The organism is Sinorhizobium sp. NG07B (assembly GCF_002532005.1).
Taxonomy (GTDB): Bacteria; Pseudomonadota; Alphaproteobacteria; order Rhizobiales; family Rhizobiaceae; genus Sinorhizobium; species Sinorhizobium fredii_C.
Genome location: NZ_NWTD01000001.1, coordinates 1,665,667 through 1,689,245, shown reverse-complemented (window position 1 = coordinate 1,689,245; position 23,579 = coordinate 1,665,667). Strand labels below are relative to the sequence as shown.

23 protein-coding genes and 1 tRNA gene are annotated in these 23,579 nt (G+C 59.8%); 11 read left to right on the top strand and 13 right to left on the bottom strand.

All coding sequences use genetic code 11. The features are described from left to right. The first annotated feature begins 70 nt into the window (after positions 1-70). From CO664_RS08095 to CO664_RS08080, 4 genes are all read left to right on the top strand, one after another. Positions 71-880 carry a 6-hydroxymethylpterin diphosphokinase MptE-like protein gene (locus CO664_RS08095; RefSeq protein ID WP_158254908.1) on the top strand — a complete coding sequence of 270 codons (810 nt, stop codon included), beginning with the start codon at positions 71-73 and terminating at the stop codon, positions 878-880. A gap of 71 nt (positions 881-951) precedes the next feature. Beyond that, entirely contained in the window at positions 952-1,878 is a 927-nt protein-coding gene (locus CO664_RS08090) for a peptidoglycan-binding protein (RefSeq protein WP_097538359.1), read from the top strand. Continuing rightward, entirely contained in the window at positions 1,878-2,264 is a 387-nt protein-coding gene (locus tag CO664_RS08085) for a hypothetical protein (RefSeq protein WP_097538358.1), read from the top strand. The genes CO664_RS08090 and CO664_RS08085 overlap by 1 nt, the downstream gene beginning before the upstream one ends. Continuing rightward, positions 2,261-2,542 carry a hypothetical protein gene (locus CO664_RS08080; protein WP_097538357.1) on the top strand — a complete coding sequence of 94 codons (282 nt, stop codon included), beginning with the start codon at positions 2,261-2,263 and terminating at the stop codon, positions 2,540-2,542. The genes CO664_RS08085 and CO664_RS08080 overlap by 4 nt, the downstream gene beginning before the upstream one ends. A gap of 9 nt (positions 2,543-2,551) precedes the next feature. Here the strand turns inward: CO664_RS08080 and CO664_RS08075 are convergent, their stop codons facing one another. From CO664_RS08075 to CO664_RS08050, 5 genes are all read right to left on the bottom strand, one after another. Next, on the bottom strand, positions 2,552-3,151 hold the full coding sequence (locus tag CO664_RS08075; RefSeq protein WP_097538356.1) for an acyltransferase: 600 nt from the start codon (positions 3,149-3,151) through the stop codon (positions 2,552-2,554). A 20-nt stretch (positions 3,152-3,171) separates the two neighbouring features. Further along, positions 3,172-3,990, bottom strand: a complete 819-nt coding sequence (locus CO664_RS08070) for a polysaccharide pyruvyl transferase family protein (protein ID WP_097538355.1) — start codon at positions 3,988-3,990, stop codon at positions 3,172-3,174. Between the two features lie 11 nt (positions 3,991-4,001). Then, positions 4,002-7,337 (bottom strand): hypothetical protein, encoded by a 3,336-nt coding sequence (locus CO664_RS08065; protein WP_141471681.1) that lies wholly within the window; start codon positions 7,335-7,337, stop codon positions 4,002-4,004. Positions 7,338-7,834: 497 nt separating this feature from the next. Next, positions 7,835-8,047, bottom strand: a complete 213-nt coding sequence (locus CO664_RS08055) for a hypothetical protein (RefSeq protein WP_103451137.1) — start codon at positions 8,045-8,047, stop codon at positions 7,835-7,837. Then, positions 8,044-8,274 (bottom strand): hypothetical protein, encoded by a 231-nt coding sequence (locus CO664_RS08050; protein WP_097538352.1) that lies wholly within the window; start codon positions 8,272-8,274, stop codon positions 8,044-8,046. The genes CO664_RS08055 and CO664_RS08050 overlap by 4 nt, the downstream gene beginning before the upstream one ends. Before the next feature lie 199 nt (positions 8,275-8,473). Between CO664_RS08050 and CO664_RS08045 the strand changes: the two genes are divergently transcribed. Beyond that, on the top strand, positions 8,474-8,833 hold the full coding sequence (locus CO664_RS08045) for a hypothetical protein (protein WP_337441818.1): 360 nt from the start codon (positions 8,474-8,476) through the stop codon (positions 8,831-8,833). Between the two features lie 32 nt (positions 8,834-8,865). Continuing rightward, positions 8,866-9,840, top strand: coding sequence for a non-homologous end-joining DNA ligase (gene ligD, locus CO664_RS08040; RefSeq protein WP_097538351.1), 975 nt, complete (start codon positions 8,866-8,868; stop codon positions 9,838-9,840). Between the two features lie 438 nt (positions 9,841-10,278). Here ligD and lexA read toward each other — a convergent pair whose 3' ends face one another. From lexA to CO664_RS08005, 7 genes are all read right to left on the bottom strand, one after another. Next, positions 10,279-10,989, bottom strand: a complete 711-nt coding sequence (gene lexA, locus CO664_RS08035) for a transcriptional repressor LexA (protein WP_037422267.1) — start codon at positions 10,987-10,989, stop codon at positions 10,279-10,281. A gap of 234 nt (positions 10,990-11,223) precedes the next feature. Continuing rightward, positions 11,224-11,391 (bottom strand): hypothetical protein, encoded by a 168-nt coding sequence (locus CO664_RS30630; RefSeq protein ID WP_086022770.1) that lies wholly within the window; start codon positions 11,389-11,391, stop codon positions 11,224-11,226. A gap of 312 nt (positions 11,392-11,703) precedes the next feature. Beyond that, positions 11,704-11,779: transfer RNA gene (locus tag CO664_RS08025), tRNA-Ala, on the bottom strand. A gap of 87 nt (positions 11,780-11,866) precedes the next feature. Next, complete coding sequence (locus CO664_RS08020) at positions 11,867-12,637, bottom strand: sugar phosphate isomerase/epimerase (RefSeq protein ID WP_037422027.1); 771 nt, start codon at positions 12,635-12,637, stop codon at positions 11,867-11,869. Continuing rightward, positions 12,634-13,644 carry a hydroxyacid dehydrogenase gene (locus CO664_RS08015; protein WP_097538350.1) on the bottom strand — a complete coding sequence of 337 codons (1,011 nt, stop codon included), beginning with the start codon at positions 13,642-13,644 and terminating at the stop codon, positions 12,634-12,636. Before CO664_RS08015 ends, CO664_RS08020 begins: the two co-directional genes overlap by 4 nt. Continuing rightward, on the bottom strand, positions 13,641-15,494 hold the full coding sequence (locus CO664_RS08010) for a DUF2264 domain-containing protein (RefSeq protein ID WP_097538349.1): 1,854 nt from the start codon (positions 15,492-15,494) through the stop codon (positions 13,641-13,643). Before CO664_RS08010 ends, CO664_RS08015 begins: the two co-directional genes overlap by 4 nt. Beyond that, positions 15,491-16,519: a LacI family DNA-binding transcriptional regulator gene (locus CO664_RS08005; RefSeq protein WP_097538348.1), complete on the bottom strand. Its 1,029-nt coding sequence runs from the start codon at positions 16,517-16,519 to the stop codon at positions 15,491-15,493. Before CO664_RS08005 ends, CO664_RS08010 begins: the two co-directional genes overlap by 4 nt. A gap of 143 nt (positions 16,520-16,662) precedes the next feature. On the opposite strand from CO664_RS08005, the gene CO664_RS08000 reads away from it, so the two are divergent. Then, positions 16,663-17,949: an ABC transporter substrate-binding protein gene (locus tag CO664_RS08000; RefSeq protein WP_037422039.1), complete on the top strand. Its 1,287-nt coding sequence runs from the start codon at positions 16,663-16,665 to the stop codon at positions 17,947-17,949. Positions 17,950-18,017: 68 nt separating this feature from the next. Here CO664_RS08000 and CO664_RS07995 read toward each other — a convergent pair whose 3' ends face one another. Further along, positions 18,018-18,911 carry a LysR substrate-binding domain-containing protein gene (locus CO664_RS07995; RefSeq protein WP_097538347.1) on the bottom strand — a complete coding sequence of 298 codons (894 nt, stop codon included), beginning with the start codon at positions 18,909-18,911 and terminating at the stop codon, positions 18,018-18,020. Between the two features lie 229 nt (positions 18,912-19,140). Between CO664_RS07995 and CO664_RS07990 the strand changes: the two genes are divergently transcribed. The 4 genes from CO664_RS07990 to CO664_RS07975 are packed head-to-tail and all read left to right on the top strand — an operon-like array spanning position 19,141 to position 23,577. Beyond that, the gene (locus CO664_RS07990) at positions 19,141-20,139 is read left to right on the top strand and encodes an ABC transporter substrate-binding protein (protein WP_097538346.1); all 999 of its coding nucleotides are present in this window, start codon (positions 19,141-19,143) and stop codon (positions 20,137-20,139) included. Positions 20,140-20,177: 38 nt separating this feature from the next. Further along, positions 20,178-21,536 (top strand): MATE family efflux transporter, encoded by a 1,359-nt coding sequence (locus tag CO664_RS07985; RefSeq protein ID WP_097538345.1) that lies wholly within the window; start codon positions 20,178-20,180, stop codon positions 21,534-21,536. Next, a complete protein-coding gene (locus CO664_RS07980; RefSeq protein WP_097538344.1) occupies positions 21,533-22,543 on the top strand; it encodes an iron ABC transporter permease in 1,011 nt (336 codons plus the stop codon). Before CO664_RS07985 ends, CO664_RS07980 begins: the two co-directional genes overlap by 4 nt. Then, positions 22,540-23,577 carry an iron ABC transporter permease gene (locus CO664_RS07975; protein WP_097538343.1) on the top strand — a complete coding sequence of 346 codons (1,038 nt, stop codon included), beginning with the start codon at positions 22,540-22,542 and terminating at the stop codon, positions 23,575-23,577. Before CO664_RS07980 ends, CO664_RS07975 begins: the two co-directional genes overlap by 4 nt. Positions 23,578-23,579: the final 2 nt, after the last annotated feature.

Below are 23,579 nucleotides of genomic sequence, written 5' to 3'. Positions count from 1 at the left end.
CGCCTGGGCGTGAGCGGACCAGAAACGATGTCCACTAGCCGACGCGGTTGGGCGTGAGAGGAAGGCTCTGTTGACTTGGTGGCAGGATTTTTGCGAGTCACGGATCGCGCGCAACCGCGAAAGAATTTTAGAGGGCAAAAGTCCACTGCCGCTCGTGAGATCGCTACTTCTACGTAAGAAGGAGAAAGCGGCTTCGTTTCACGAAGTGGACAGGGCAAAAAATAAAAAGCTTCATGGGCGCTTCGCAGGTCGCCAATGTGTCATTGTGGGGTCCGCCCCATCAGTTACCGATCTCCCATTGGAAAGAATTCAATCGGACTTCATATTCCTGCTCAACAGGACATATTTGCTCGCTGAGCGTTTCGGGGTGACACCGGCTGCCTTGGTGATGAGCGACAGACTCGCTTATCGCGATTATGGAAAAGGCATTAACACTGACGGTTTCGAGTATGTTTTTTTCGCTTCAACACTGCGCAATGCAGTCGAGCGTCCAAATGTCTATTGGTTCGATCTGTACAAAGAGCCGAACCTATACGACGGGTTCGTATCAACTTCGATAACCGAGCCCCTCTTTCACGGGCATACCGTCGCCCACTGTGCATGTCAGATTGCTATTGCCTTGGGATTTTCCGAGATAGTGCTGATCGGAATCGATCTCTCTTTTGATCCTGGAAAGCCTCATTTCTATGCAAGCTCTGAGCGCGAAAAACGTTGGGCCACAGATGTATCGCAGTCGAAAAAATCAAGGATGATTTCGTCATTTGCTTTTTTGGCGAACGTGAGCAAGCGACTCCACGTAAAGATCATCAACGCTTCGCCGGTTGATGGTTTGCCGGGCGTTCCGAGGAAGACCTTTACCGAGATTTTCAAATCAAGTTAGCCAGAAGCACTGCATTTGCAACCCCGCCCAACCAGCGGGGTTTTTCTTTTCCACCACAGGACTCCTAAATCATGACCATCACGACCACGTCACCACGTGGGCGCGCCTTCATACGCGGCCACGAAGGAAACCCGCTGACCTGTTATCTGGATCCGGTCGGCGTTCCGACGATCGGCACTGGTTTCACGATGCGCAGCGCGGCCTGCCGACGAACTCTCGGCAAGCTGGGCATCACGAATCTCGTGCCAGGCAAGACGAAGATTACCGCAGAGCAGAGCGACGCGATTTTCGCGGCCGTGCTGGCCGACGAATTCGAGCCGGCAGTCATTGCCAAGAGCCCCGCCGATCGCGCGCAGCACCAAATGGATGCTGCCGTTTCGGCAACCTACAACCTCGGCGTCGGCGCAATGGAGTGGACGTGGGCCGACCTTTGGCGTTCTGGCGACATAAAAGGCGCTGCGGCCTACCTCGGCGGCCACTACAACACGGCGGGCGGCAAGAAACTGCCGGGGCTTGTGCGTCGGCGAAAGGAAGAGGCGGAACTGTTCCTGAACGGCCGCTATGCGCCTGTTGGCGGCGCGGTGAAAGAGGCAACGCCGAAAGCGCCGAAGAATCCCGATCCTGTCGTCACGGAAGCGCAGGAAATCCTGACCAGCAAGGGCTTCAATCCTGGCGCCATTGACGGCTGGATGGGCGAGAAAACGCGCGACGCCATCATTGCCTATCAGAAGGCTCACCCGCACCTCGTCGCCGACGGCATTCTCGGGTCGGCGACACTGGCGCAGCTGCGGCGCGACGCTGCTGCGGCTAGAGAGGCGGTGACGAAGGGCGCTGGCTCTGCGGCCGGATCTGGCTTCTTGGCATTTATGGCGGGTTTGCCGTGGGGCTGGATTGCCTTGAGTGTGGCGGCGCTTGCCGTTGGCTATGCGGCTTATCGCTACCGGGACGTTATTGCGCGGCGCTGGAATACCTGGCGGGGCAGGGAGGCCAAAGTCTAGTGCTAGCCTTCCTTCTGAAGTGGGCGGCTAGTGGGCCGCTCGACCGCATCCTCACGTCGCTGGATAAATCGATCGACAACGAGACGGAACGCCAGAAAATCGCTGGCGAGGTCGTCGCCAAATACATCTCCACAGAAGCCGAGACGCGCGCCGCGGCCATGCAGTCGCGCGTGTTCTGGTATGTGTGGGCGCTGTTCGCCGCTCCGGTCGGCTTTTGGCTTGGCGCGATTTGTTTCGACAGCGTCTTCCTATTCTCGGGACAGATCGCCGACTTGCCGCCTAGCGTGAAGCCGTACGCCACGCAGATCATTGCTGCGGTGTTCGGCTCTGGCGCTAGCGTTGCTGGCCTGCAAGCGATCGCTTTGGCAATAAGGGGGCGCAGATGACCGGCCAAGAAATAATGTATGCCGTCGGCTTTTTCGTCAGCGTGTTCGTAGCGATTTTCGGTGTGTGGAAGTACGTCGACGGAAAGTACAGCAGCCTGCGGGATGAGTTGTCGGCTCACAAACTTTACACTGCGGAAAATTATGTCACTAAGGCCGGCCTGACCGAGCAAACGAACCAAATCATGAAGGCAATCGAGGGCGTAGGGAATCGAATAGAGGCAATCAGTGAACGGCTGGACAGGGTGTTCGAACAGAGAACGTCAGGCCGCGCGCGATGAGATTGCTGGCTAGGACACGAGCTCACGACGCCACTTGATATTTTTCCTGATCAGCTTGGCGGGCGTTCCCGCATACACTGAATTGCGCTGCTCAAGATCCTTAATCACCAACGAATGTGCGCCCACCACAACACCATCAGCAATGGAACAGCCTTTCCCCACGGTCACTTTGTCACCTAACCACACATGCGAGCCAATCCGTATATTTGCCGCGATATTTAGGCGGCGACTTGAGCTTTCATCCAGTATGGAATGTTCGTCAGATGTCCGAAGCGTAACGTCAGTAGAGAGCATGCAGTCCGCTCCGAGAAAGATTGACCTCCCCTCCATCGCGAACAGGCGCGCAGAAACGAATGTTGTGTCTCTTCCCACTTCAATGGAGGAGTTCTCTTGCCTAAGGTACATGGCACCTCTGAGTTTGCAGCCTTCGTTTATGACGAGGCTGTTACCCTTTCCGTTGAAGGTGATTGTCATTCTACGAAGCACAGCCCCGCAATACACCTTGAGGTAGTGTCCTGAGCCGTTCATCGTGATTTCTACGCCATTGTCCACAACTGCACCGGGATCAATTTCGATCGTACAGTCCCTGTGCACGCCTTTAATTTCCATTCCGAGCAACCCTTGTGATGTCAAACCAAGCTTGCCTTAGGCGACCATTGTGGCAACTCTCTTACCCAAGCAAAAAGATCGTCGAAGGCAGATTGATTTTCGCGAGCCCACGCTTGAATGGCAGGAATCTCGGAAGGTGTGCGGCAAACGGGAATATTGACCTTTGCCGTCCGAAGAAATCCAGTGACCTTGTGGGAATTACCTTCAACTGCCACGAACGGTACCCGAGCTATGCACGCGGCCATCACCGCATGGTGCCTTCCAGTTATCAGTAGAGACGAAGATCTAAGAGTCCTTACCAGGCTGGACCACTCAAGCCGCTTCATATCTATGTATGTATTCCGAACCATATCTCCATCCGTGATACGCACGAATGACAGGAACTCCTTGGAATAGAAATCTGTCATGCAAACTCGTCCCTGCAAGTCGCGGTACTCGGCAGTTTCGTCGACATCTGCCAGAAGAGACACATCAGGGAACACGGAAGGCTGAATACCGTGGCGTCGAATGAGGTCATCACGACTATCGACCTCTCTCACAGAAACAACTCCAACGTCTTTCAAGAAACTCCCGATTTTCTGATCGTTTTCCTGCCAGACGGAGTTTAGTAGCCACACCTCAATGCCCTGCTTCGTCGCGGCGATGATTTCTTTCATCTTTCGGTGAAAGGGACCAGTAGAATGATGCATCGAACCCTCACCGTTGACCACTAACAGGTCGTATTCATTCCCGGATACGAGCTCGCCAATCTTGTTCAACTCACGTTTAAAAACACTGGTGACCGCCCTGCATCCACAGTGGACTTCAGAGTGATCACCGATGAACTTAATCTTCCTCAAGACCGGTTTCCCTACTTAGTTCGCAACGCTCTAATACGGCCCCAGCGCCTCACCCAGTCGACTTTTGTATCTTGGAAGAACCTGCCCTCGTCGTTAAGATATTTGTCGTACTGCGTTCTCGTCCAAAACGTCCGTACAATGCGGTCCTCGACCAGTCTCACGGCTTTCGGGATTCTTGCGGTGTACATCTCTACGACCGGCTGGGCGGCAGAAGGTGGTGAGCCCGGCTTCTGGGTCAATGCCTTTGATCCTGGAATCCAAACTCGCGCGCCCTTAGTGTCGAACTTCGCGCCGATCTCGCCGGCAAAATTGTCTTCGAACTCCAGACCCGTGAGAAGCTGCGCATCCTCTCTTGTTGGATTCGATAAGAACGAACTGAGCACCTTGCTAGTCAGGCGATAATCGATCAGACCCAAGGGATCGAAATTCCCAAAGGAGCGTTGATAATCCTGAGCGAATAAAATGGCACCGCGGTGGATCTCGGAGATTAGGTTCACGCGTCGATGACGACCGGGTTCTGGCTGAAATGCTCTCTGTAGTCGGCCTTCTCTCAATATCATGTGGCTTAAGCTGGGATCAGTGTGGCAGGTCAGAAGTTCAACAATCTTCCGGTGTACGATGAGTGGATCTGAGGCATTCGCGCCGATCCGCTCGCCGAGATACGAAGAAACCTCCATGCCAGGTGTTAAATTAGTTTCCACGCCAGCGAGAGTGGCGAAGTAATAGCCGCCAAGTGGTTTCCGGCGCATTCGACATAAGGCGGCCTGCATGTTACCTTTCCAGCCGAGGTCTACGACCGCGGGGTTCGGTATGGATGCGAATCCCAGCTCATCAAGATACTTGAGGTAAGATCGGCGTTCGTCTGCTGCGGCTGATAAGATCTCCTCGGACAGTTCCTTCATTAACTCGACGAATCTAGCTCTTCCGTCTGGGGATGCGCTGAGTTCAGTATCTGCAGACACTGCTATTCGGTCTCGGGCTCGCCCACTAAGCTGCTCAAACGCGAGACCGAAACGGCTCTTGAGAAGCTCGCCAAGACGTGCGCCGTCAACGAATGCATCGGCGGCAAGGTCCGCTACATCTCTCCTAGTCTCCAACGCCGCAACCCGCGCTGACCGTCGGGAGCAATACAGGTACTCATTCGAGATCGCCTCGCCACGGAATAGCTCATTGTAAATTTGTTGGAAAAGGTAACCCTCTCTGGCCAAGAAATAGATCTTAGAGCGCCCATCCCTGGTCGCCTCTCGATGCAGCCACTGGGCAAAGCCTGCATACAGCGGACCAAGGCCGGCATACCCCAGTCGCCACGGCTCGCCGCCGAAGAGCGTCGTTGCCTCTGTCTCCGGCGGAGGGCCTTCGAACAACCGATAATTAATGAGGCCCGCGACGACAGATTTGGCTCGTTCGTTTGCGGGCCGCGGTGGAAACAAACGTGCGTACATTTCGTTCTTCTGAATACGGTGAAGCGCTCTCGGCAGATAGAACGGTTTGATCCCTCTCGACCGCGCTGTAACAACATCAGCCGTCGGATGGTCGCCAACATGAACAATGCTCGTGCTGGCGACGGAGAGCTCGCTTGTGATCACGTCGTACAGCCGACCGCTCTTTTTTGTTTTTCGAAAACTGGAGGACAGAAATATACGGTATTCGCCAGAATAACCGCACTTCCGTAAGATGTCCCGGATAGCGCTTTCAGGCAGATACATGTCGGACGTGAGAACGACAGGTTTTTTACTAGCCAGAGCAGCGTTCCACAATTCCTTGCCTAGGGTACGGGGCACAATAACCCGTCTTTCGCATTCTATTTCAAGCTCCTGCAGTACCTGGCCCTGCGTTTTGCTTAAATCGTAGTATGCAGCCACGTGTTCGTAGATTTCGCTCAGGGTGACTTCTTCGTCCTTCGCTAGGGACCGCGCGCGGCTTTCTGCCCAGGAGCGGACGCGAGGGAATTCTCTCAACGCATGACCTACTGCCCCTTCGGCTTCGCCGTGGAGCAGCTGGAAAAGGCCTGAAGGGGCCTCAAACGGTCTCGTCACCAAAGTGTCGAAGATGTCAAAGGAGATCAGTTTTACGTCGTTGGAGCTAATAGTTTTCCTAAAGTCCTCAACGATCTTCAGTTTAGATGAAAGGGAGCCGTTTACTTTTCCTAGTGCTTTTACAATAGCGTCCTGTCTAAATCCTGTAAGAAGTCTATCGTTATATGATGGATCTATGCTAGAGAATTTCGGAAGGAGATCGCATCCTGTCGCGCCAGAGCGCTTCCTAGATACCATCTCCTCGAGAAGACTCGAGAGAAACTCTCTATTCTTTGTAATAAAGTTGATGTCGACATTGTACCGGTTCAAGAGAAAACCAGAGACTTTCGCATTTCTTCCTATGTCGGCGGTTTCGATCGTTTGATAATCTCTGAAGTAGCTTGAGCCGACCGTCTCAATCTGTTTTCCCCATGTCATCGCTTGGAAGATAAGCGAAGAGCTGTGGCTGATTACGCCGTCGACCCACTGAAGTAAGAACTGCGATGGAGAAGGAACATTGTCAAAAGAAGGTCGCCACACCAAGTTCGGCCAACGTTTGGAAAGGAAAAGTACATTCTTTTCGTTTAAGGGGGATTCGGAAGTGAAGCTTGATTTGTATTGGGTAACAAGAATCCTTTCGTCGCCGACTCGCCGGTCCATTACGTAAGCAAGGAAGTCTGCTTGCGAATTGAATCCGGACGTTGCTTTGAACGCGTAATGAGCGGACACCTGTAGGGGAAGTAGAAGTACTCTACTCGCGCTGTCGCCGCAATTGAGTAAACCAGAGCGATTGAACGGCTGAAGTAAGGATATTTTCTCCCTCAGCACCGAAGAAAAGTCTCGCTGAAGCACCTCCTCGTCTTCACTTAACTCGATATTGAAAATGTCATATGCGCTCGATGCCAGAATTGAGCGGTCGTAGAGGCCCACAGGATCGATCGTCACAGTGCTCGGATATGGTGAACGAGAGAAGCTACCCGGCATTTGGCTCAGTATGACAGCCCCGGGGTACAAGGCGCCCAGATAGGGGACCGGGTTTTCCCACGTCAGAATTACGTCGACGGTAGGAGGCAGCCGATTGGACAAGTACTCGGCTATCCGTACGACCGCGTCACCGTGTGGGTTAGTGTGCAGGTCTGCCAGGGGATCTGATGTGCCGGCCGCTGCGTCCAGTTCCTTGCTGTCCAGAGGGCACAATTTGATATGCCTTCCCACCGAGCCGGTGTCAGGCGCAAGATAATCTGCGAATGCGACTGTAACTTCCCATCCCGCATTACCGAGTGCGTTAGCCTGCGGAATCAGTACATCTTTAAAGCAATTCTGAAAAAACAAAGGCTGCCCCTGGGAACCCCATGGGCAGTTCCATATCAATGCGCGCATTATCCACCTATTTCAACCCCAGATGAGACATTCCTCTTAGCCAACGAGCTCTCAGATGAAAAGGCTGAATCTGCGCTGGGAAAGCTTTGAATCCGCGCGACGAGTCGCTGCTAAGCCCCGATCAACATTGTGATGTTGGATGCGGCCAAGCGTATCCGCGGCCCTGTGTCGCATCGGGCGTCTGCCGGTTATCGTTAGGACGTGGCAACTCGAAACCGCCCCGCCAGATGACGGCGGCCCGATCCGAGAGCGGCGTCGAGAGGCGCCGTGGCAACGGCGGTGGAGAGGAGGGCAGGAAGGAAACGAAAAGACGTCATTGTGGGGGCTCAGAGATGTGCGGCAGCACTGTTCGACGTGTAAGCCGCGATAAGCCGCTTCGCGGATGGCATCGTTGAAAATCCGCATCGCTTCGTGCAGGTTCTCCGCGGCTTCGCGCTGTTCTTCGGTCATTATCGTATGAGCCCCTTCATTCCGCGCGCTGACGTATCGTCCGCGACAACGCCGACGTCAACCCGGCCGGGCCGGTGCTCGAAGCAGAACCAGCGTGGCTCGCCCTTGCCGGCAGCGAAGCCGAAGCCGCCCCATTTCGTGCAGCCTGGATGTTCGCAATAGTGCACGTATAGCGTTGTATCGTGCTTGGCCGCGCCTTGCTCGTCGCTCACGTCGTCACCTCATCCTGGCGCTCTGGGCAGGGCGACCAGCCGCGAGTGAAGCCCAGACCCATCGCAATCTGAGCCAGTGCCAGTTGCTCTCGTAGATGCTTGCAGTCGGCGAGGAGCGTCCGGATTGTCGCTTCCGCGTCTCCGCCATGCCAGGCAAGTGCCGATGCGACCTCATCCATCCACGCATCGAATTCGTCGATGTCGGAAGTTTGCTTCTCAGCAGACATGACGTCTCCTTCTCCGCGCACGCAACGGAGTCTTTTACCCCACGGGTTTTCCGATTGGCGGCCGCAACGCCGATGAATGTTCTTATTATGTTCTGGTTTCAGCGAGAGTCAATGCGGTTTGCGTTTGCTCCCAAAACTACTCCATTTGGGCGGCTAGACGCCCACATCGATGGGCGGCATCCTCGCGTTGGAGGATGTAATGGGAAAAGTCTTCGAGTTTGACCCGAAACAGCGCAGCAAGCGTCCTGTGAAGGGTAACGTGCCCGAACGAGCCTGGCCGAACCATCGCGACAAATGGGCACGCAAACAGCAAGGCGGTTCAGTTACCGGCATTGTTGGCGTTGCGGCGATAGCGCTGTTCGCCGCTTCTGAGTTTATACCGCCCATCGTCGGCTGCGACATTAAAGGCAATATCAGCTACCAGACTGGCGAACGCATCTATCACATCCCGGGCCAGGAGTATTACAGCGAGACGCGTATTAGCCTGTTGAACGGCGAATGGTGGTTCTGCTCTGAGGAGGCCGCGCGCGAAGCTGGATGGAGGAAGGCCCATCGATGAGGCTTTTTCCCTGATCCGCGCGTTAATTGCTCATGGCCAGAGCATCCTCGAATAAGCCGCCAGAAGCGCCGCCGGACCCTCTGCCGGCGCGGGTAGAGCCTTGCGTCGCAACGCTCGTCGATCGGCCTCCATCAGGGCGGGACTGGGCCTTCGAGGTGAAGTGGGACGGCTACCGCCTGGCCGTCCATATCGAGACCGGTCGCGTGCGGATCATCACTCGCGGCGGCTACGATTGGACGAGCCGCTTCCCTTCAATCGCTGCCGAGGCGCGGCTTCTTGGGCTGATGACCGCAATCCTCGACGGCGAGGCGGTCGTGCTCGATGAGCACGGCCGCTCTGACTTCGGCATGCTGCAGCGTGCCCTCGGCAGGAAGCCCAGTCTGCACGATCCCCGCGAAATCCTCTTCTTCGCGTTCGATCTCCTCTATCTCGACGGTCGCGACCTGCGCCGGCTGCCACTCAGCGAACGCCGGCGGCTGCTGGAGCCGATCGTCGCCGGCCGTGCCGGTGTCATTCGGCTGTCGGAGGAAGTCGAGGCGAGTGGGGAAGAGTTCTTCCGGATCGCCTGCGAGCACGGCCTCGAGGGGATTGTCGCCAAGCGCCGTGACAAGCCATATCACTCCGGCCGTCGGCCCGACTGGCAGAAGATCAAGTGCGTGCGCAGCGACAGCTTCGTGATCGTCGGCTTCGAGCCGTCAACCGTCCCCGGCGCGATCGGTCGGCTGCTGCTGGCGGCAAGGAGGAGGGGTGAGCTTGTCTATGTCGGCGGCTGCGGAACCGGATGGACGTACGCGGAGTCAGCCAAGCTGCGCGAGCTGCTCGAGGCAATCCGGACGGATTCGCCGGCGGTGAACCTGAAGAGGAAGGGGGCCGTCTTCGTCGAGCCAGTGCTGGTCGCTGAGGCCGAGTATCGCGCCTGGACACAGGATGGCAAGCTCCGGCATCCGTCGTTCAAAGGCATAAGGGAGAGGGCCGACGATGCGACGGTGTTCGAGCTCACAAACTGACGTAAAAATCGGCCCGATGGCGTTTCTGAAAACTCTGAATTCCTCTGAAAAATCAATGTGCCAAAAACGACGGAAAACGAGGTATTTTCGGCCGCTTTTTCAGAAACGATATTGATTTTATTGAAAGTGGAGGGGATTTGCAGTCCTCTGCGTCACCACTCCGCCACGAGGCCTCTCGTGCTCGTAAAATCGAGCGATGGCGGGCGTTTAAAACGAATCCATGTGGAGCGCAAGAGGGAGACGTTCAAAAAAGACGCCCACAAACAGCTTTGAACAGGCCGGAATACGAGAGCGCTTCTTGCCGGTGGCATGGCGGACGCCGAGACCAATAAACGCCGGCCGCAGTAAGCGAGATCACGGAAGGCAAAGAGAACAGTTCTGTCGTCGCGACCGCGCGAAACGACCGCACACAGGATCGGCACAGGAACCCAAATCGGCCTAGTGATAGCGCCGGATCAGACCGACGAGTTTGCCCTGAATTTTCACGCGGTCGGGTCCGAAGATGCGCGTTTCGTAAGCCGGATTCGCCGCTTCCAGTGCGATCGATGCGCCCTTGCGGCGGAATCGCTTCAAGGTTGCCTCCTCGTCGTCGATCAGGGCGACGACGATGTCGCCCGGGCTGGCGGTGCTGGCGTTGCGGATGATCACCGTGTCGCCATCGAGAATGCCCGCCTCGATCATCGAATCGCCCTTGATTTCGAGGGCGTAGTGCTCGCCGCTGCCGATCATCTCGACCGGCACGGAAATCTCGTGCGTATTGTTCTGAATGGCCGAAATCGGCACGCCGGCGGCGATCCGGCCCATGACCGGCACTGTCATAGACGCGCTCTCGACCGGTGGCGTTGGCGCCGGCTTCGGTGCCGGGGGCTTGCCGAGGCTGCCCTCGATGACGCTCGGCGAGAAGCCGCGCCGCGGCTGGGCTGGGCTCGAATAGGCTTCCGGCAGCTTGATGACCTCGAGCGCTCGGGCCCGATTGGGTAGCCGGCGAATGAAACCGCGTTCTTCCAGCGCAGTGATCAGCCGGTGGATGCCCGATTTCGACGCAAGATCGAGCGCATCTTTCATCTCGTCGAAGGAGGGCGGGACCCCGGATTCCTTCATCCGTTCATGAATGAACAGAAGCAATTCCTGTTGCTTGCGGGTCAGCATGCGCGTCACTCCAGATTCGCGAAACAAATCAAGAACAGAAACTATCCGTTCCATATGTGTTCCGCAAGCACTTAATATTCCGTGAACTCATGCGTCGAGGCGCGTCCGCTATCAGGGCGGCACGGACGGTTTGCGGGTTTCGATGGTGGTGAAGACTTGCGTGCGGCAAGCGTCACACATAGGCGAGCGTTTGCTCACCTTTGACGACGCTGTGCATCGTCTTGACAAGCCGTCCTAGTAGGCGAGGCGCAGCCCGCCGGGGCTAAGAACGTCGAAGTCGGGTTCAGGGTAGGGGCCGTACCACTGGGTGTAGGTCGTGTTGCCCGTAGCGCCTGTCGTGGCGCATCCTGAAAGTGTGAGAAGAGCGATTAAGGCGGCGGCGATCAGAGATTTGAGAGGCATGGTAGTCCCCACTTGCGGGAGTTGCCGATATGCAATGATGCCAGGTGCTAAGTCTCTCTCAAATCAGGCTCTTTGGCAAGCGAGGGGCAAGGCGGGAAGACGGCACATCGGGTGGAAAACACCGCTCCCTCTGACTTCGGGTCGCTCGCTTCTTAACGGAATTCGCGTTCGCAATGGGTCTGCTGCGAATACAGTCTGAAGTGGTGGTCGTCCGAGGGTGACGAGCCACGTCGGATCGGCCCGCTACAGAGATGTCGCTGATGTCTTAGCGATGTTCTGTTACCTATGTCTCCGGGTCGGACAAAGGTCGTTTGGTGGAGTCGAAGGGAGTCGAACCCTCGACCTCCGCAGTGCGATTGCGGCGCTCTCCCAACTGAGCTACGACCCCAGCCGTTCACCTATATAGGCGGATTTGAGCGCCCGCGCCAGTCCCTCCCGGCGTCTCGCGTGGGGAGGATCGGGGCCGTCGTGGATGTCACTCGAGGAGAATTTGCTTGAGCGTCGCGGCGTCCTCGATGAAGGCGGCGGGATCGTCATTGGCGACGAATTCCAGCATTGCAAAGCGTCGCCCGGTCCAGCGCGATGCGGGGAGGGCCGTGAGGACGCTTCGCCAATAGTCGGATGCCGATGCCAGGGGAAAACGGTTGCGATTTCGATCCCAGGCGAAGACGTGGACATGAGATACATGCTGACCGATGCGGGCGACCTCTGCGAGCGCCTCGCCGAGCTCCAGCCCGGGCCGCGGCTGCCAATAGAGATAAACATTGTCGTGGGCGATCGCGTCGATCAGGCGGCTTGCCGAGTCGGTCGTGTCAGTCAGCGATTGCGGGTGATATTCCAGCGAGACGGTCACGCGGTGGCGCGCGGCTTCGGCGCCCATGTCGCGGATCGCCTTTGCGGCATCACGTCTTTCGCCTGCGCTGTAGTCCTTTGAATCGCGCCGGCGGGTGCCTGGCCAGATGCGGATATTCGAGGCACCGAGTGCAATCGCGCTCTCGAGCGCACGCCTGAATTCGATGAGGTCGTCAGTCGGTGGCGCGACATAGGATCCGTAGGATGTCGTCAGTTCGGCCCTTGCGCTGAGGAGCCCGACGATCCGGGCGTTGGACGTGTCGCCCGGAGCAATATGAGCGTCGCCTGCCCATTCGATCGCCGCAAGACCGGCGCTCCGGGCTAAGCCGACGATTTTTTCCGGAGGCAAGCTCCTGAAGGTGACGGTGCAGAGCCCCGGTTCGAAATCGCTCATGCCATGCGCTCCAGGTCGTGCTTGCGGACTTCGAACAGCAGCTGCCGGCCTTCCAGAAAGCGCTCGATTTCGTCGACGGCCATTTCGCCGAGTCGCGTCCTCTCAAGTCCGATGGCGCCGGCAATGTGCGGCGTTAGGAAGACGTTCGGCAAATCATAGAAAGGCGACGTTCCTTCCGGCACCTCGGGATCCGTCACGTCGATGACGGCATTGATTGCGCCCGTCTTCAGCCGGTCTATCAGTGCGGCCTCGTCCACGAGCGCACCCCGCGCCGTATTGATCAGTGTCGCACCGTTCTTCATCAGGGACAGCCGCCGCCCGTCGATCATGTGCTGGGTCTCGGGCAGAGAAGGCGCATGCAGCGAGACTATATCCGAATGCGCCATCAGCGTCTCGAGATCGGCTTTTTCGACACCGATAGCCGAAGCGCTTTCTTCCCCGACCAAGGGATCGTAGAGCAGCACCCGATAATCGAAGGGGCGAAGCAGGTCGATCACCCGCCTTCCGATCCGCGAGGCGCCAACGATGCCGATGGTGCGGCGGTAGTTTCCAATAGCCTGCCCCTGCAGCAGCTGGATGCGCTGACGCCCTCTGTCGGCGGCATAAAGGTCGCGGAAGCGAAAAACGTGCTTGCCCGAAAAAATGATTGCCGCCAGCGTGAACTCCGCGACCGGCACGGCGTTGGCTTCGGCCGCATGGCTGACGGTGATTCCTGCATCGAACACGGACAAATCGATCAGGTCCTTGACCGTTCCTGCCGCATGGACGATGAGCCGAAGACGAGGGGCCGATCGAAGGGCGTTCGCATCGAAGCTCGGGGCGCCCCAGCCGGTCACCAGGATCTCCGCTTCGGCGAGCAAGCGGCTTCCCCGGCCGTCGCCGAAAACGGTCATGGGTTGCCGATCGAGTATGCGAGCGAGACGGTCTATGCGTGCGAAAAGTTCCGGTGTGAGTACGTGTTCCGTCCTTTCGGGCTGCATCGCGAAGGCAATCGCCGGGGGGGTCATGACATGCGTCCCGGCGCTTGCATGGCGCTGACCCTTACGCCCTCTTCGGCGACGGTGCGCAGTTCGGCGATCTCGGGGACAGCGGGCGGACCTTCCCAATCGCCCGACACGGCCGAGATGTCGCGAACGGCCAGCACGGCGCAGCGGAGAATAGTCTCACCGGCGGGGATCGTGCCGCGCAATTGCGGCACCAGGGTCTTTGCGGCGATGAGATTGGTATTGGGCGCCGCCTTCTGTGCCAGACCTTGGCGCGTGACTGTCGAGCCGAGGTCGTGGATTCCGCTGAAGTCCTCTTTGCCGATGGCATAGGCCCAACCCGCCTGTGCGGAAAGTGTATCGGCTTCGAAGTCCCGTCTGGCAATGGCAAAGCCGCCCTCGGCAGTTTCAAGCGGCCGCGGCGTCGTGATCCTGTGCACCCGGACATGCCAGGGCGTGGCCGGCAGCAGCCAGGTCTCGACGGAGACGTCCGGCCAGGGCGACCACCTCGCAAAGAGCACGTTACCGGCAAGCCGTGCTTCCTCGTTCGCCTCGCGCACACGGTAGTGAATGCCGTCGTCGCTGAAGGCCAGCATCGAATCGAAGGAGCCTCCGCTGAAGGCCCGCTCGTCGCTCTCGACGCTGAAGCCGTAACGCGTCGAGTAGGCGAATTTCGCGTATTTTTCCGAGCCGAACCGCATTTGCCGGTTCTCCTGCCCGGAGGAAAGCGCCACGACGTCGCCCTTGGCGGGCATCATCACCATGCCAGGATGGGGGAGCGCCACCGGGTCGGGCGACGGGCTCGGGGCCGTTTCCTGGGAAGTCCAGAACGGATGGTTCTTGGAAACAGCGAGCGGCAGGAAGGCCTTGAACGCCCAGTAGGGAGAGCCCGCTGAATTGTAGTTTTCCGACATCAACAGGTTCGGATAGCCGTAACCGACCGACAGCACGCCGTCCCGATGGGTGATCGGTTTGTCCGCCCACCATCTGAGGTGGCGAAGGCAAAGGCCCTTGATCTCGCCCCAGGGCAGCGCCTCGAGATCGGCAAAGGCGAGCGCCGACCAGAAGCTGGCGCAGGCGAAGCGATAGGTGAGGCTGCGGCCGAAGGGGACGGTCGCTCCGTCCTCGGCGAACCAGTGGCGAAAATCCTGGGCAAAGGCCAGCGCACGCTCGCGATAGCGCCTGGCATAGTCATCCTCGACGAGGCGCGAATAGATGAGGCCGTAGAAGTGCATCGCAAACGGGATGTAATGGTCGACACGCCGCACATTGCCGTCCCGATACCATCCGTCCGCTATGTAAAATCCGTCGAGTTCCGAGAGATAGGCATCGGTCAGGCTGCGGTCGTAGTCGATACCGAGCCGATCGAGTGCGATGTCGACGAGGATACGGAAGAACTTCCAATTGTTTTCGGCATAATCGAACTCTCGCGCCCGGAGCAGATAGGTGACGAGGTTGTCTCTTGCCCGGCCGCTTAGCGGGTCCCACAGTTTCTCCGGGATCAGGGTAAGGGTGAAGCCGAGGGCGGCGAGTTCGACCATGCGCTGGTCGCGGTTGCCGACATTGCCCCAGAACTCCGGATGGTTCGGGTCGGTGCCGTTTGCGATGCCCTCGACATAGCGGCGCCAATGGGGGAAATCGCCGCCGGCGGCGGCAAACGGTGCAAGCCCCCAAAGCGGCCGCGCGAAGCCCTCGAGATCGGCTGCGGCCCGGTCGAAGTGGGCGGCGGCGGCATCGAGGCGGACGCGCGCGTTCCCTTTTGAAAAATACGGCAACAGCGGATCGAAGAGGCCCAGCAGGGCGTGCTGCATGTCGCTGCGTGTTTCCAGCGGATTGCCGACGAGCGGGTTGGAACTGGCGGGATCATAGGTCATGGGTGCCGTCTCGCCTCCAAGCTTCCGCCGGCGACGGGGAACACCGCGTGCGACACGTGCCGGGCGGGTGTGTCGCGATGATGGAGACGGAAGTGCATCATACCGATCGCGTCGCGGCCGAGGGCCACGCGGTCGACACGCATCGTCGCGAGCCGTGGATTTGCCATTTGTGCGCAGGGCAGATCGTCGAAGCCGACGATGGCGAAATCCTCGGGAACGCGCCGGCCGAGCTCGGTGACTGCCTCGAGCAGGCCGACGGCGAGAAAGTCGTTCATGCAGAACGCAGCCGTGAAGCCGCCGTCCTCGGCAAGGGCGGCGAGCGTCGCCGCATGCGCCTCGACGCTGGAATTGCCCTCGAAGGGCAGGCGGATGACGCGCCCTTCGCCGCCGTCCGCCGAAGCGATTGCCGCCTCGAAGCCGCGAACACGTTCACGGATCGTATGCCGATGCGATCCGGTCAGGTGAAGGATGCGGCGATGGCCTGCCTCAAGCAATCGCCGGGTCGCCGCATAGGCGCCGTGGAAGTTTGCGGGCGAGATGCCGTCGAAACGCATTTGCGGGTCGGTGCCATTGACCAGGATGACCGGCGTGCGACTTTCCTCGAGCCATTTGCAAAGTGCGTCAGCGGGGTCGATCCCGACCAGGAAGAGCCCTTCCGCTTCGACGGATCCCAGGTGTTCCCGGACCGCTTCAGGTGTCGCCTTCGCCTCTCTGGCAAGGCGGATATCGAAAGGCATGCCCAACTTGGCTGCCTCGGACCGCAGACCCTCGACAATCCCCGCGTAAAAGACACTGAGGCCGCCCGTCACGCCATGGCTTGCGATCAGGGCCAAGGCGCCGGGGCTTGTCGCTGGCGGGGCTTTGATCGGATAGCCGATCTCGGAGGCGACCTGGAGGATCTGCCGGCGGACGTCGTCGCTGATGCCCGGCTCGTTCGCAAGGACACGCGAGACGGTGGAAACGGAGACGCCGGCCCGAGTAGCGATGTCGGCCTGCCGCAGTCGTTTGGAAGAAATGTCTGTCATGGCGCAAAGATCGCGCAATTTGTGCAAATTTGCAAGTCGAGAACAAAATCTTGCAAAATCAATTTTCTTGCATAAGCTTTCGCAGAATGGCTTCGCCTGGCGCTGGAGGAGAGCGCGAGGCAGACAACGACAGGAGGAACGGCATGCTACTCAATCGACGTACATTCCTGCTCGGCTCGGCCGGCACGGCCGCTGGTCTTGCACTCGGCGCGACCTCGGCTTTCGCTGCCGAAAACGTGCAGCTCCGCGCCATGTGGTGGGGATCCAACGATCGCTCGAAGCGGACCTTGAGCGTCGCCAAGCTCTTCCAGGAGAAAAATCCGGACATAGCGATCGTTGGCGAGAGCCTGAGCGGCGACGGATACTGGACGAAGCTTGCGACCCAGATGGCCGGCCGTGCTATCGCGGACGTCTTCCAGCTCGAGCCGAGCACGATTTCCGATTACTCCAAGCGCGGCGCCTGCCTTGCTCTTGATCCGTTCATTCCATCGACGTTGGACGTGGATTCGTTCGGCAAGGATGTGCTGAAGCTGACGACTGTGGATGGGAAACTCTGGGGCGTCGGGCTCGGCCTGAATTCCTTCGCACTGTTCTATGACGCCGACGCCTTTGCGAAAGCGGGCATTACACCTCCGGGAGTCGACACCACCTGGAAGGAATATGCCGACATCGCGACCGAGATGACCAAGGCCGCCGGCAAGAAGAACGTCTGGGGCGGGCCCTACGGGGCCCGCTACGCATATGTCTTCGATGCGTGGCTGAGGCAGCGCGGCAGCAGCCTCTATACCGAGAGCGGCCTCGGTTTCGGCGTCGAGGAAGCGAAGGAGTGGTATGCCTATTGGGAGGAACTGCGCAAGCGCGGCGGCACCGTCGGCGCCGATATCCAGACGCTCGATCAGAACACGATCGATACGAACTGCCTTTCGCTCGGCTATTCGGCCATGGGCATGGCCTATTCGAACCAGATGGTCGGCTATCAGCTGATCATGAAGAGCAAGCTCGGCATCGGCATGCTGCCGCGCGCGGAGAAGGGCGGCCCCTCCGGGCACTATTACCGGCCGGCATTGATCTGGAGCATCGGCGCGACCACCAAGCATGGCGAACAGGCCGCGAAGTTCATCAATTTCTTCGTCAACGACGCGGAAGCCGGCAAGATCCTCGGTGTCGAGCGAGGCGTGCCGATGTCGCCCAAAGTGCGCGAGGCGATCCTGCCGTCGCTCAATCCGACTGAGGCGGAAACGGTGAAATACATCAATGCGCTCAAGGACCAGGTGGGCAGCTACCCGGCTCCCGCGCCGCTCGGATCGACGGAGTTCGATCAGCGGGTGCTGCGCCCGATCGCCGACGAACTGGCCTTCGAACGCATTTCGGTCGCCGATGCGGCGACGCGTCTGGTCGAGGAGGGCAAGGCGACGGTTCGCGCCGGCTGACGCCTGCCAGCACATCGTCTCATCGAGATTTGACGGCGGACGGGCAGGTCGCTCCGGCCGCCGTCCGTTCACTGTTCGCCGCCGGTCTCCCTCCAGGCGGACAGCCAGTCGTTGAAGGCAAGTGCAGACGGCGTTCCCGTCGAAATGGAAATTTCATAGGCCCCGACGATAGGATTGATCGCCGGGCACAAGGCGATCAACTGACCTTCCCGCAATTCCCGCTCGATCAGCGAGGGACTCGCCTGGCCGATGCCGAGCCCCGAGATGCATGCGTCGATCGACGCCTCGTCGGTGTCGAAGGCGATGCTGCCGCCGCGCGGTTTGAATGCCATCTGCGCCGCGCCGCACCAGCGCTGCCACGACCAGGCATCCGCTGTGTCGAGCAGGAGCGGCAGATCGAGGAGATCCTGCGGCTGGACATGCGGCCCCGAGCCACCGGAGAGCAAGGGAGAGCAGACGGCGATCGACCTGTCGAGCAGGAAGGCGACCGGGAAGTCGGCTTCCGTCGTGCCGCGCCTATAAGTGATGACGACATCGGGCACGCCGGTCGCCCCGAGCGCCAGCGACTGGATGCTGAGATCGACATTCGGGTTGTCTTGACGGTACGAACCGAGACGCGGAATGAGCCAGCGCCGCGCCAACGTTATCGGCGCCTGTATGACCAGGGTTGCCCGGTCAGGCTGCAGCGCACGTGTACCGTTTTCGATCGTCGCGAGAGCGGCGCTGACATGCGCCAGATATTGCCGCCCCGCGTCCGTCAGCGAGATCGCATTGTGGCTTCGATGAAAGAGCGAGACGCCAAGTGCATCCTCCAGCGACTTGATCTGTCTGCTGATTGCGCCGGGCGTGAGGTTCATCTCGCGGGCTGTGAGCGTCAGGCTGCCGGTGCGCGCGGCGCTCGCGAAAGCCGGCAGGGTCGAAAGCGGAGGCAATTTGAAACGCTGCGTTTGAGTATTTCTCATGCCGGCCTGAAAATCTTTCGCTTGCAAATAAGTTGACCATGACTATCCAGATTCCGGCCAGACAGCAACTGATAACTGGAACTCGCCTGCTTTGAAGCCCGTACAGGACATCGCCTGTTCCCGCGACCGCCGCGTGCGAGCCGCGGGGGCGATTGCACGTCACGCAAGCGCGGCCCGTCAGACCGAGCAATCTACTGATTTCAAGAATTCCCATCCGGAGTGACCGTTCATGTTCCCGAGCCCCGCCAAAATCAAGAATCGCGCAGTTTTCGGTCGGTTTCTTGCCGCAAGCCTTGCGCTGTCGGCATGTATCGCAAGTCAATCGCGTGCCGAAGATGCGACCTTCAACGTCATTGACGACCGCGGCGTTGCCGTCTCGGTTCCGGCGAAGCCGAAGCGGATCGCGTCCGTCTCTTATTTTGCCGCGGACGTGGCGCTTGCACTGGGCCTCAAGCCGGTCGCCGCCACCTACATGGTCGAAGGCCGAAGCCCCGATTTCCTCGGCGGCCTTCTCGATGGGGTGAAACAGATCGGTCAACGCGCGACGCCCAATCTCGAACTGCTTGCCGAGGCAAAGCCGGACGTCACGGTCGCGATCCGGCGCTATACGGAAGGCAATGCCGACCAGTATCAGAAGATCGCCCCCTACCTTGCCTACAGCCTCGAGCTTTTTGCCGATAGCGACCGGACCATCGGCCAGCTCGCGACCATTCTTGGCGAAACCAAGCGCGGGCAGGAATTGAACGCTCAATTCAAGGCAGATCTGACGGCCTTCGCTGAAAAGGCGCCGAAGGACAAGCACCCGCGCTTCGTCGTGATGTGGGGCGGCGACACGCCATGGGTCTTCCGTTCAGAAAACATGACGGCCGCGATACTCGTCGCCCTCGGCGCAGAGAACATTGCCGGGCAGAACCCGACCCCGTCGGTCCCGGACAATTGGGGCATGGAGATGAGCCTCGAAACCATGCTGGAAAAGGATCCGGAAGTCATTTTCGTCTATGACTACGGTCCGGATCGTCCGCATGAAAACAATCCGATCTGGCAGCAGCTCTCGGCCGTCAAGAACGGGCGGGTCCACTATGTCGGCGATCACTGGGTCGAGGCGCATGGGCCGATTGCCCGCGAGATGGTCCTGCGCGAGGCAGCGAATCTTCTTTACCCGGATGTCTTCCCGGCCATCGACGTCAAGGCCGAGGCTCGCAAGATGATCCCGGCGACCGTCAACTGATCAGTCGGCGGCCGCTAAAAGCGGCCGCCAAACCGGATATGCCTGCCGTGTCGCTTTCTTATCCCACATTCGCCCAGGCGCGCCGCATCGGCGCGCTCGCCATGCCATTGTCCGCCGTGCAGCTGGCGCAGGTCGCCATTTCCACCACGGACATGATCATGCTGGGCTGGGTGGGCGGCACGGCGCTGGCGGCCGGCGCGCTCGGCTTCACTCTGTTCAATCTGCTGCGAACGATGGGCTTCGGCCTCGTCGTCGGCACGTCCAACCTTGTCGCGGAGAACAGCCGCGCTGGCATCTTCCGAGCACATCTTCTCGCGGGGCTTGCCATCGCGACGGGTGCCGCCGTCATAGGTGCGTTGGTTCTGGCTTTCGGCGGCTTTCTTCTTCCCTGGTTCGGGCAGGACGAGGACGTTTCGGAATTTGCGGCGCGCTATCTTCTCTTCGCTGCGCCGGGGCTGTTCCCCTTGTTCTGGTTCTACGCTTACCGTGGCGTCGTCGTCGGCGGACGGCGCGCCAATCTGCTGCTGCTGATCACCCTCGGCACGGTTGTAGTGAACGCCGTGTTTGACTACGGCTTCCTATTCGGAGCATTCGGCTTGCCCGCGCTCGGTGTTCCTGGTGTCGCCGCGTCGAGCTCGATTTCCTATCTGTTGCAGTTCGTCGCGATCGCGTCGGTCACCCACGGTACGACGCGTTTCATCCGGGAAAAATCCGCAGTGGAGATCGGATCGGCCTTGAGGCGCACTTTGAAGATCGGCGTGCCAACCGCGGGCTCCTATGCCTCCGAGGCGGGATTCACCACGCTGATCGCCCTCATGGCAGGAACCTACGGGGCGGCCGCGCTCGCGGCGCATGCGGCCGTCAACCAGATCATCTATGTCGTATTCATGCTGTCGATCGGCCTTTCGCACGCCACATCCGTCGGCGTCAGCGAGGCGATCGGTGCGCGCGACGGCGCGGGCGCGCTCGGAACTGGCCGCAGCGGCCTCTGTCTTGGACTTGCGGTAGTTTCGGCCTTTTCGGCCCTGTTGATGCTTTTCCCATCCGAGGTATTGGCTCTTTTTTCCATAAAGCCGGACGGGGACGCTGGTCTGCATGAAATCGCAACCGGGCTTCTTTTCGCAGCGGCGCTTTTTCAGATCTTCGATTTCCTGCAGAACATCGGCATCGGCGCGGTGCGGGGCATCGGCCGCGCCGGGCAGGGGTTCTGGATCACGATCGGTAGCTACTGGATCGTTGGAGCCCCGACTGCATGGCTGGTGGGCTTCCACCTCTACCCGGGCGTGCTCGGCGTCTGGATCGGCATGGGTGCGGGACTGGCTGCGGCAGCCACGGGCATGGTGCTGCTGTTCGAACGGGGCGCCGCTCCTGCTGCTATTGCGGAGCCGGCGCGATGAGCCTCTCTTCCCGCTCAGCCTTCTTGACTATGATCATCTCGGCAACTGCCTTTGCTGTCGCGGTGGCTGGCCTGGTGATCGGCGCAAAGCCGATGACGCTGGCAGAGGCTTTGACGGCACTCGCCTCTCCCAACCAGGGAACTGATGGCATCATCGTCTGGACCCTCCGCATGCCGCGCAGCATTGCCGCCTTTCTCGCCGGCGGCGCGCTGGCGGTTTCCGGGTTTCTTCTGCAGTCGCTCACCAGGAACCCGTTGGCTGCACCCGACCTGACCGGTGTTTCGTCCGGCGCCGTAGCGGCGATCGTCAGCACCTTCGTCTTCTTCCCGGCCATATCGTCGTTCTATTACCCCGGGATCGGCATGGCCGGCGGGCTAGCGGCAGCCTCCATGACGATCTGGGTTGCGCGCGGCGGCCGGGCCTCGGCCCTCCACACCGCGCTCGGCGGCATTACGGTCGCCTTGTTCCTCAACGCGATCACGACCTACGTGCTCCTCAGGGGCGGTCCGCAATCGCCCTCCGTGCTGTTCTGGTTGTCGGGAGGTTTCCAGGGCAGGTCCTGGCCGCAGATCATGTACATGCTGCCCTGGATAGTTTCCGGCCTGGCGGTGGTGGTCGCCAGTCACCGGGTGATTGGCGTGTTGGCGCTCGGAGACGAGGTCGCCGCAGGCATGGGCGTCAATCTCTCCGTCTGGAAGCCACTCCTGTTGCTCGCAGCGATCGGCCTTGTGGCCGGGGTCACCCCGGTTGCGGGACCTGTCGCCTTTGTCGGGCTGGCGGCGCCGCACCTCGTGAGGCTCCTGCGTCCAAGGGATAGCTTCTGGTCGCTCATGCTCAACCTTGCGATTGGCGGCGGCTTGCTCCTGACGGCCGATGTGCTGGCACGTTCGGTCGCGGCCCCGCGTGAGATCCCGGTCAGCATATTCACTGCGTTGATCGGCGGTCCGATTTTCATCTATCTGGCGCAGCGCCGCGAAACCTCCGTGGGCAGGGGAGCGCTCGCATGACCCTTGCTACCGCCTCCGCTGCAAGGCCTTTCACCCGCCAGCAAGTCGCCGGCCTGATCATGGGAGCAATCGGCCTCATCCTTCTTTCGGTCTTCTTTGGTGTCGTGGACCTGCCCGCGGCGGAGATCATGGCGGTACTGACCGGCCATGGATCTGACCAGGGCAACCTCATCATCGCAACGATCCGCATACCGAGGATCGCAACCGGGATACTCGCGGGCATGCATTTCGCCGTTGCCGGCGTGTTGCTGCAATCGATCACCCGCAACCCGCTTGCAGACCCGACGATCATGGGAATCTCACAGGGTGCGACGCTCGCCGTGACGGTCTTCCTGTTCTTCGCCGTTTACCGTCTGAACTCGGATTCCAACACGCTTTATGCTTTGCCTGTCGGCTGGCTGCCACTTGTGGGATGCGGAGGCGGGCTCTTCGGCGGCGCGCTGATCTATGTCCTGGCGCTCGGCAAGGGCCTGAGTGCATTGCGGCTGACGCTATGCGGCATTGCGATCGGAGCCTTCCTGCATGCGATCGCCATGGGGATCGTCGTTGGCTGGGGCAGCGCGCGGATCGAGATCGTCATGCAATGGCTTGCGGGCAGTCTCTACGCCCGGGGCTGGGAGCATGTATTGTTTCTCCTGCCATTCACGATCGCCGGATTCCTGGCTCTCCCATTCGTAGTCCGACCCCTGGCAATGTTACGGTTCGAGGAGGACGCCGCCCGCTCCTTCGGCCTCTCCTACCGCCTGTGGTTCAGCCTCGTGTTGGCAATTGCCAGCGTGCTGGCGGCAAGTGCGGTCGGCGCGGTTGGCCCGCTGATCTTCGTCGGGCTCGTGGTGCCGCACCTGGCGCGCTTCGTCGCAGGCCGGCATTTCCACTTCGTCCTGCCGCTCGCCGCCCTCATCGGTGCGTCGCTGGTAACGGCGGCCGATCTTGCCGGGCGCCTGATCGGTGGCCCGGAGGAAATTCCGATCGGCGTCGTCACCGCCTTCGCCGGTGCCCCCATTCTCCTTATCCTGTTGCGACGCCACCAGTGAGG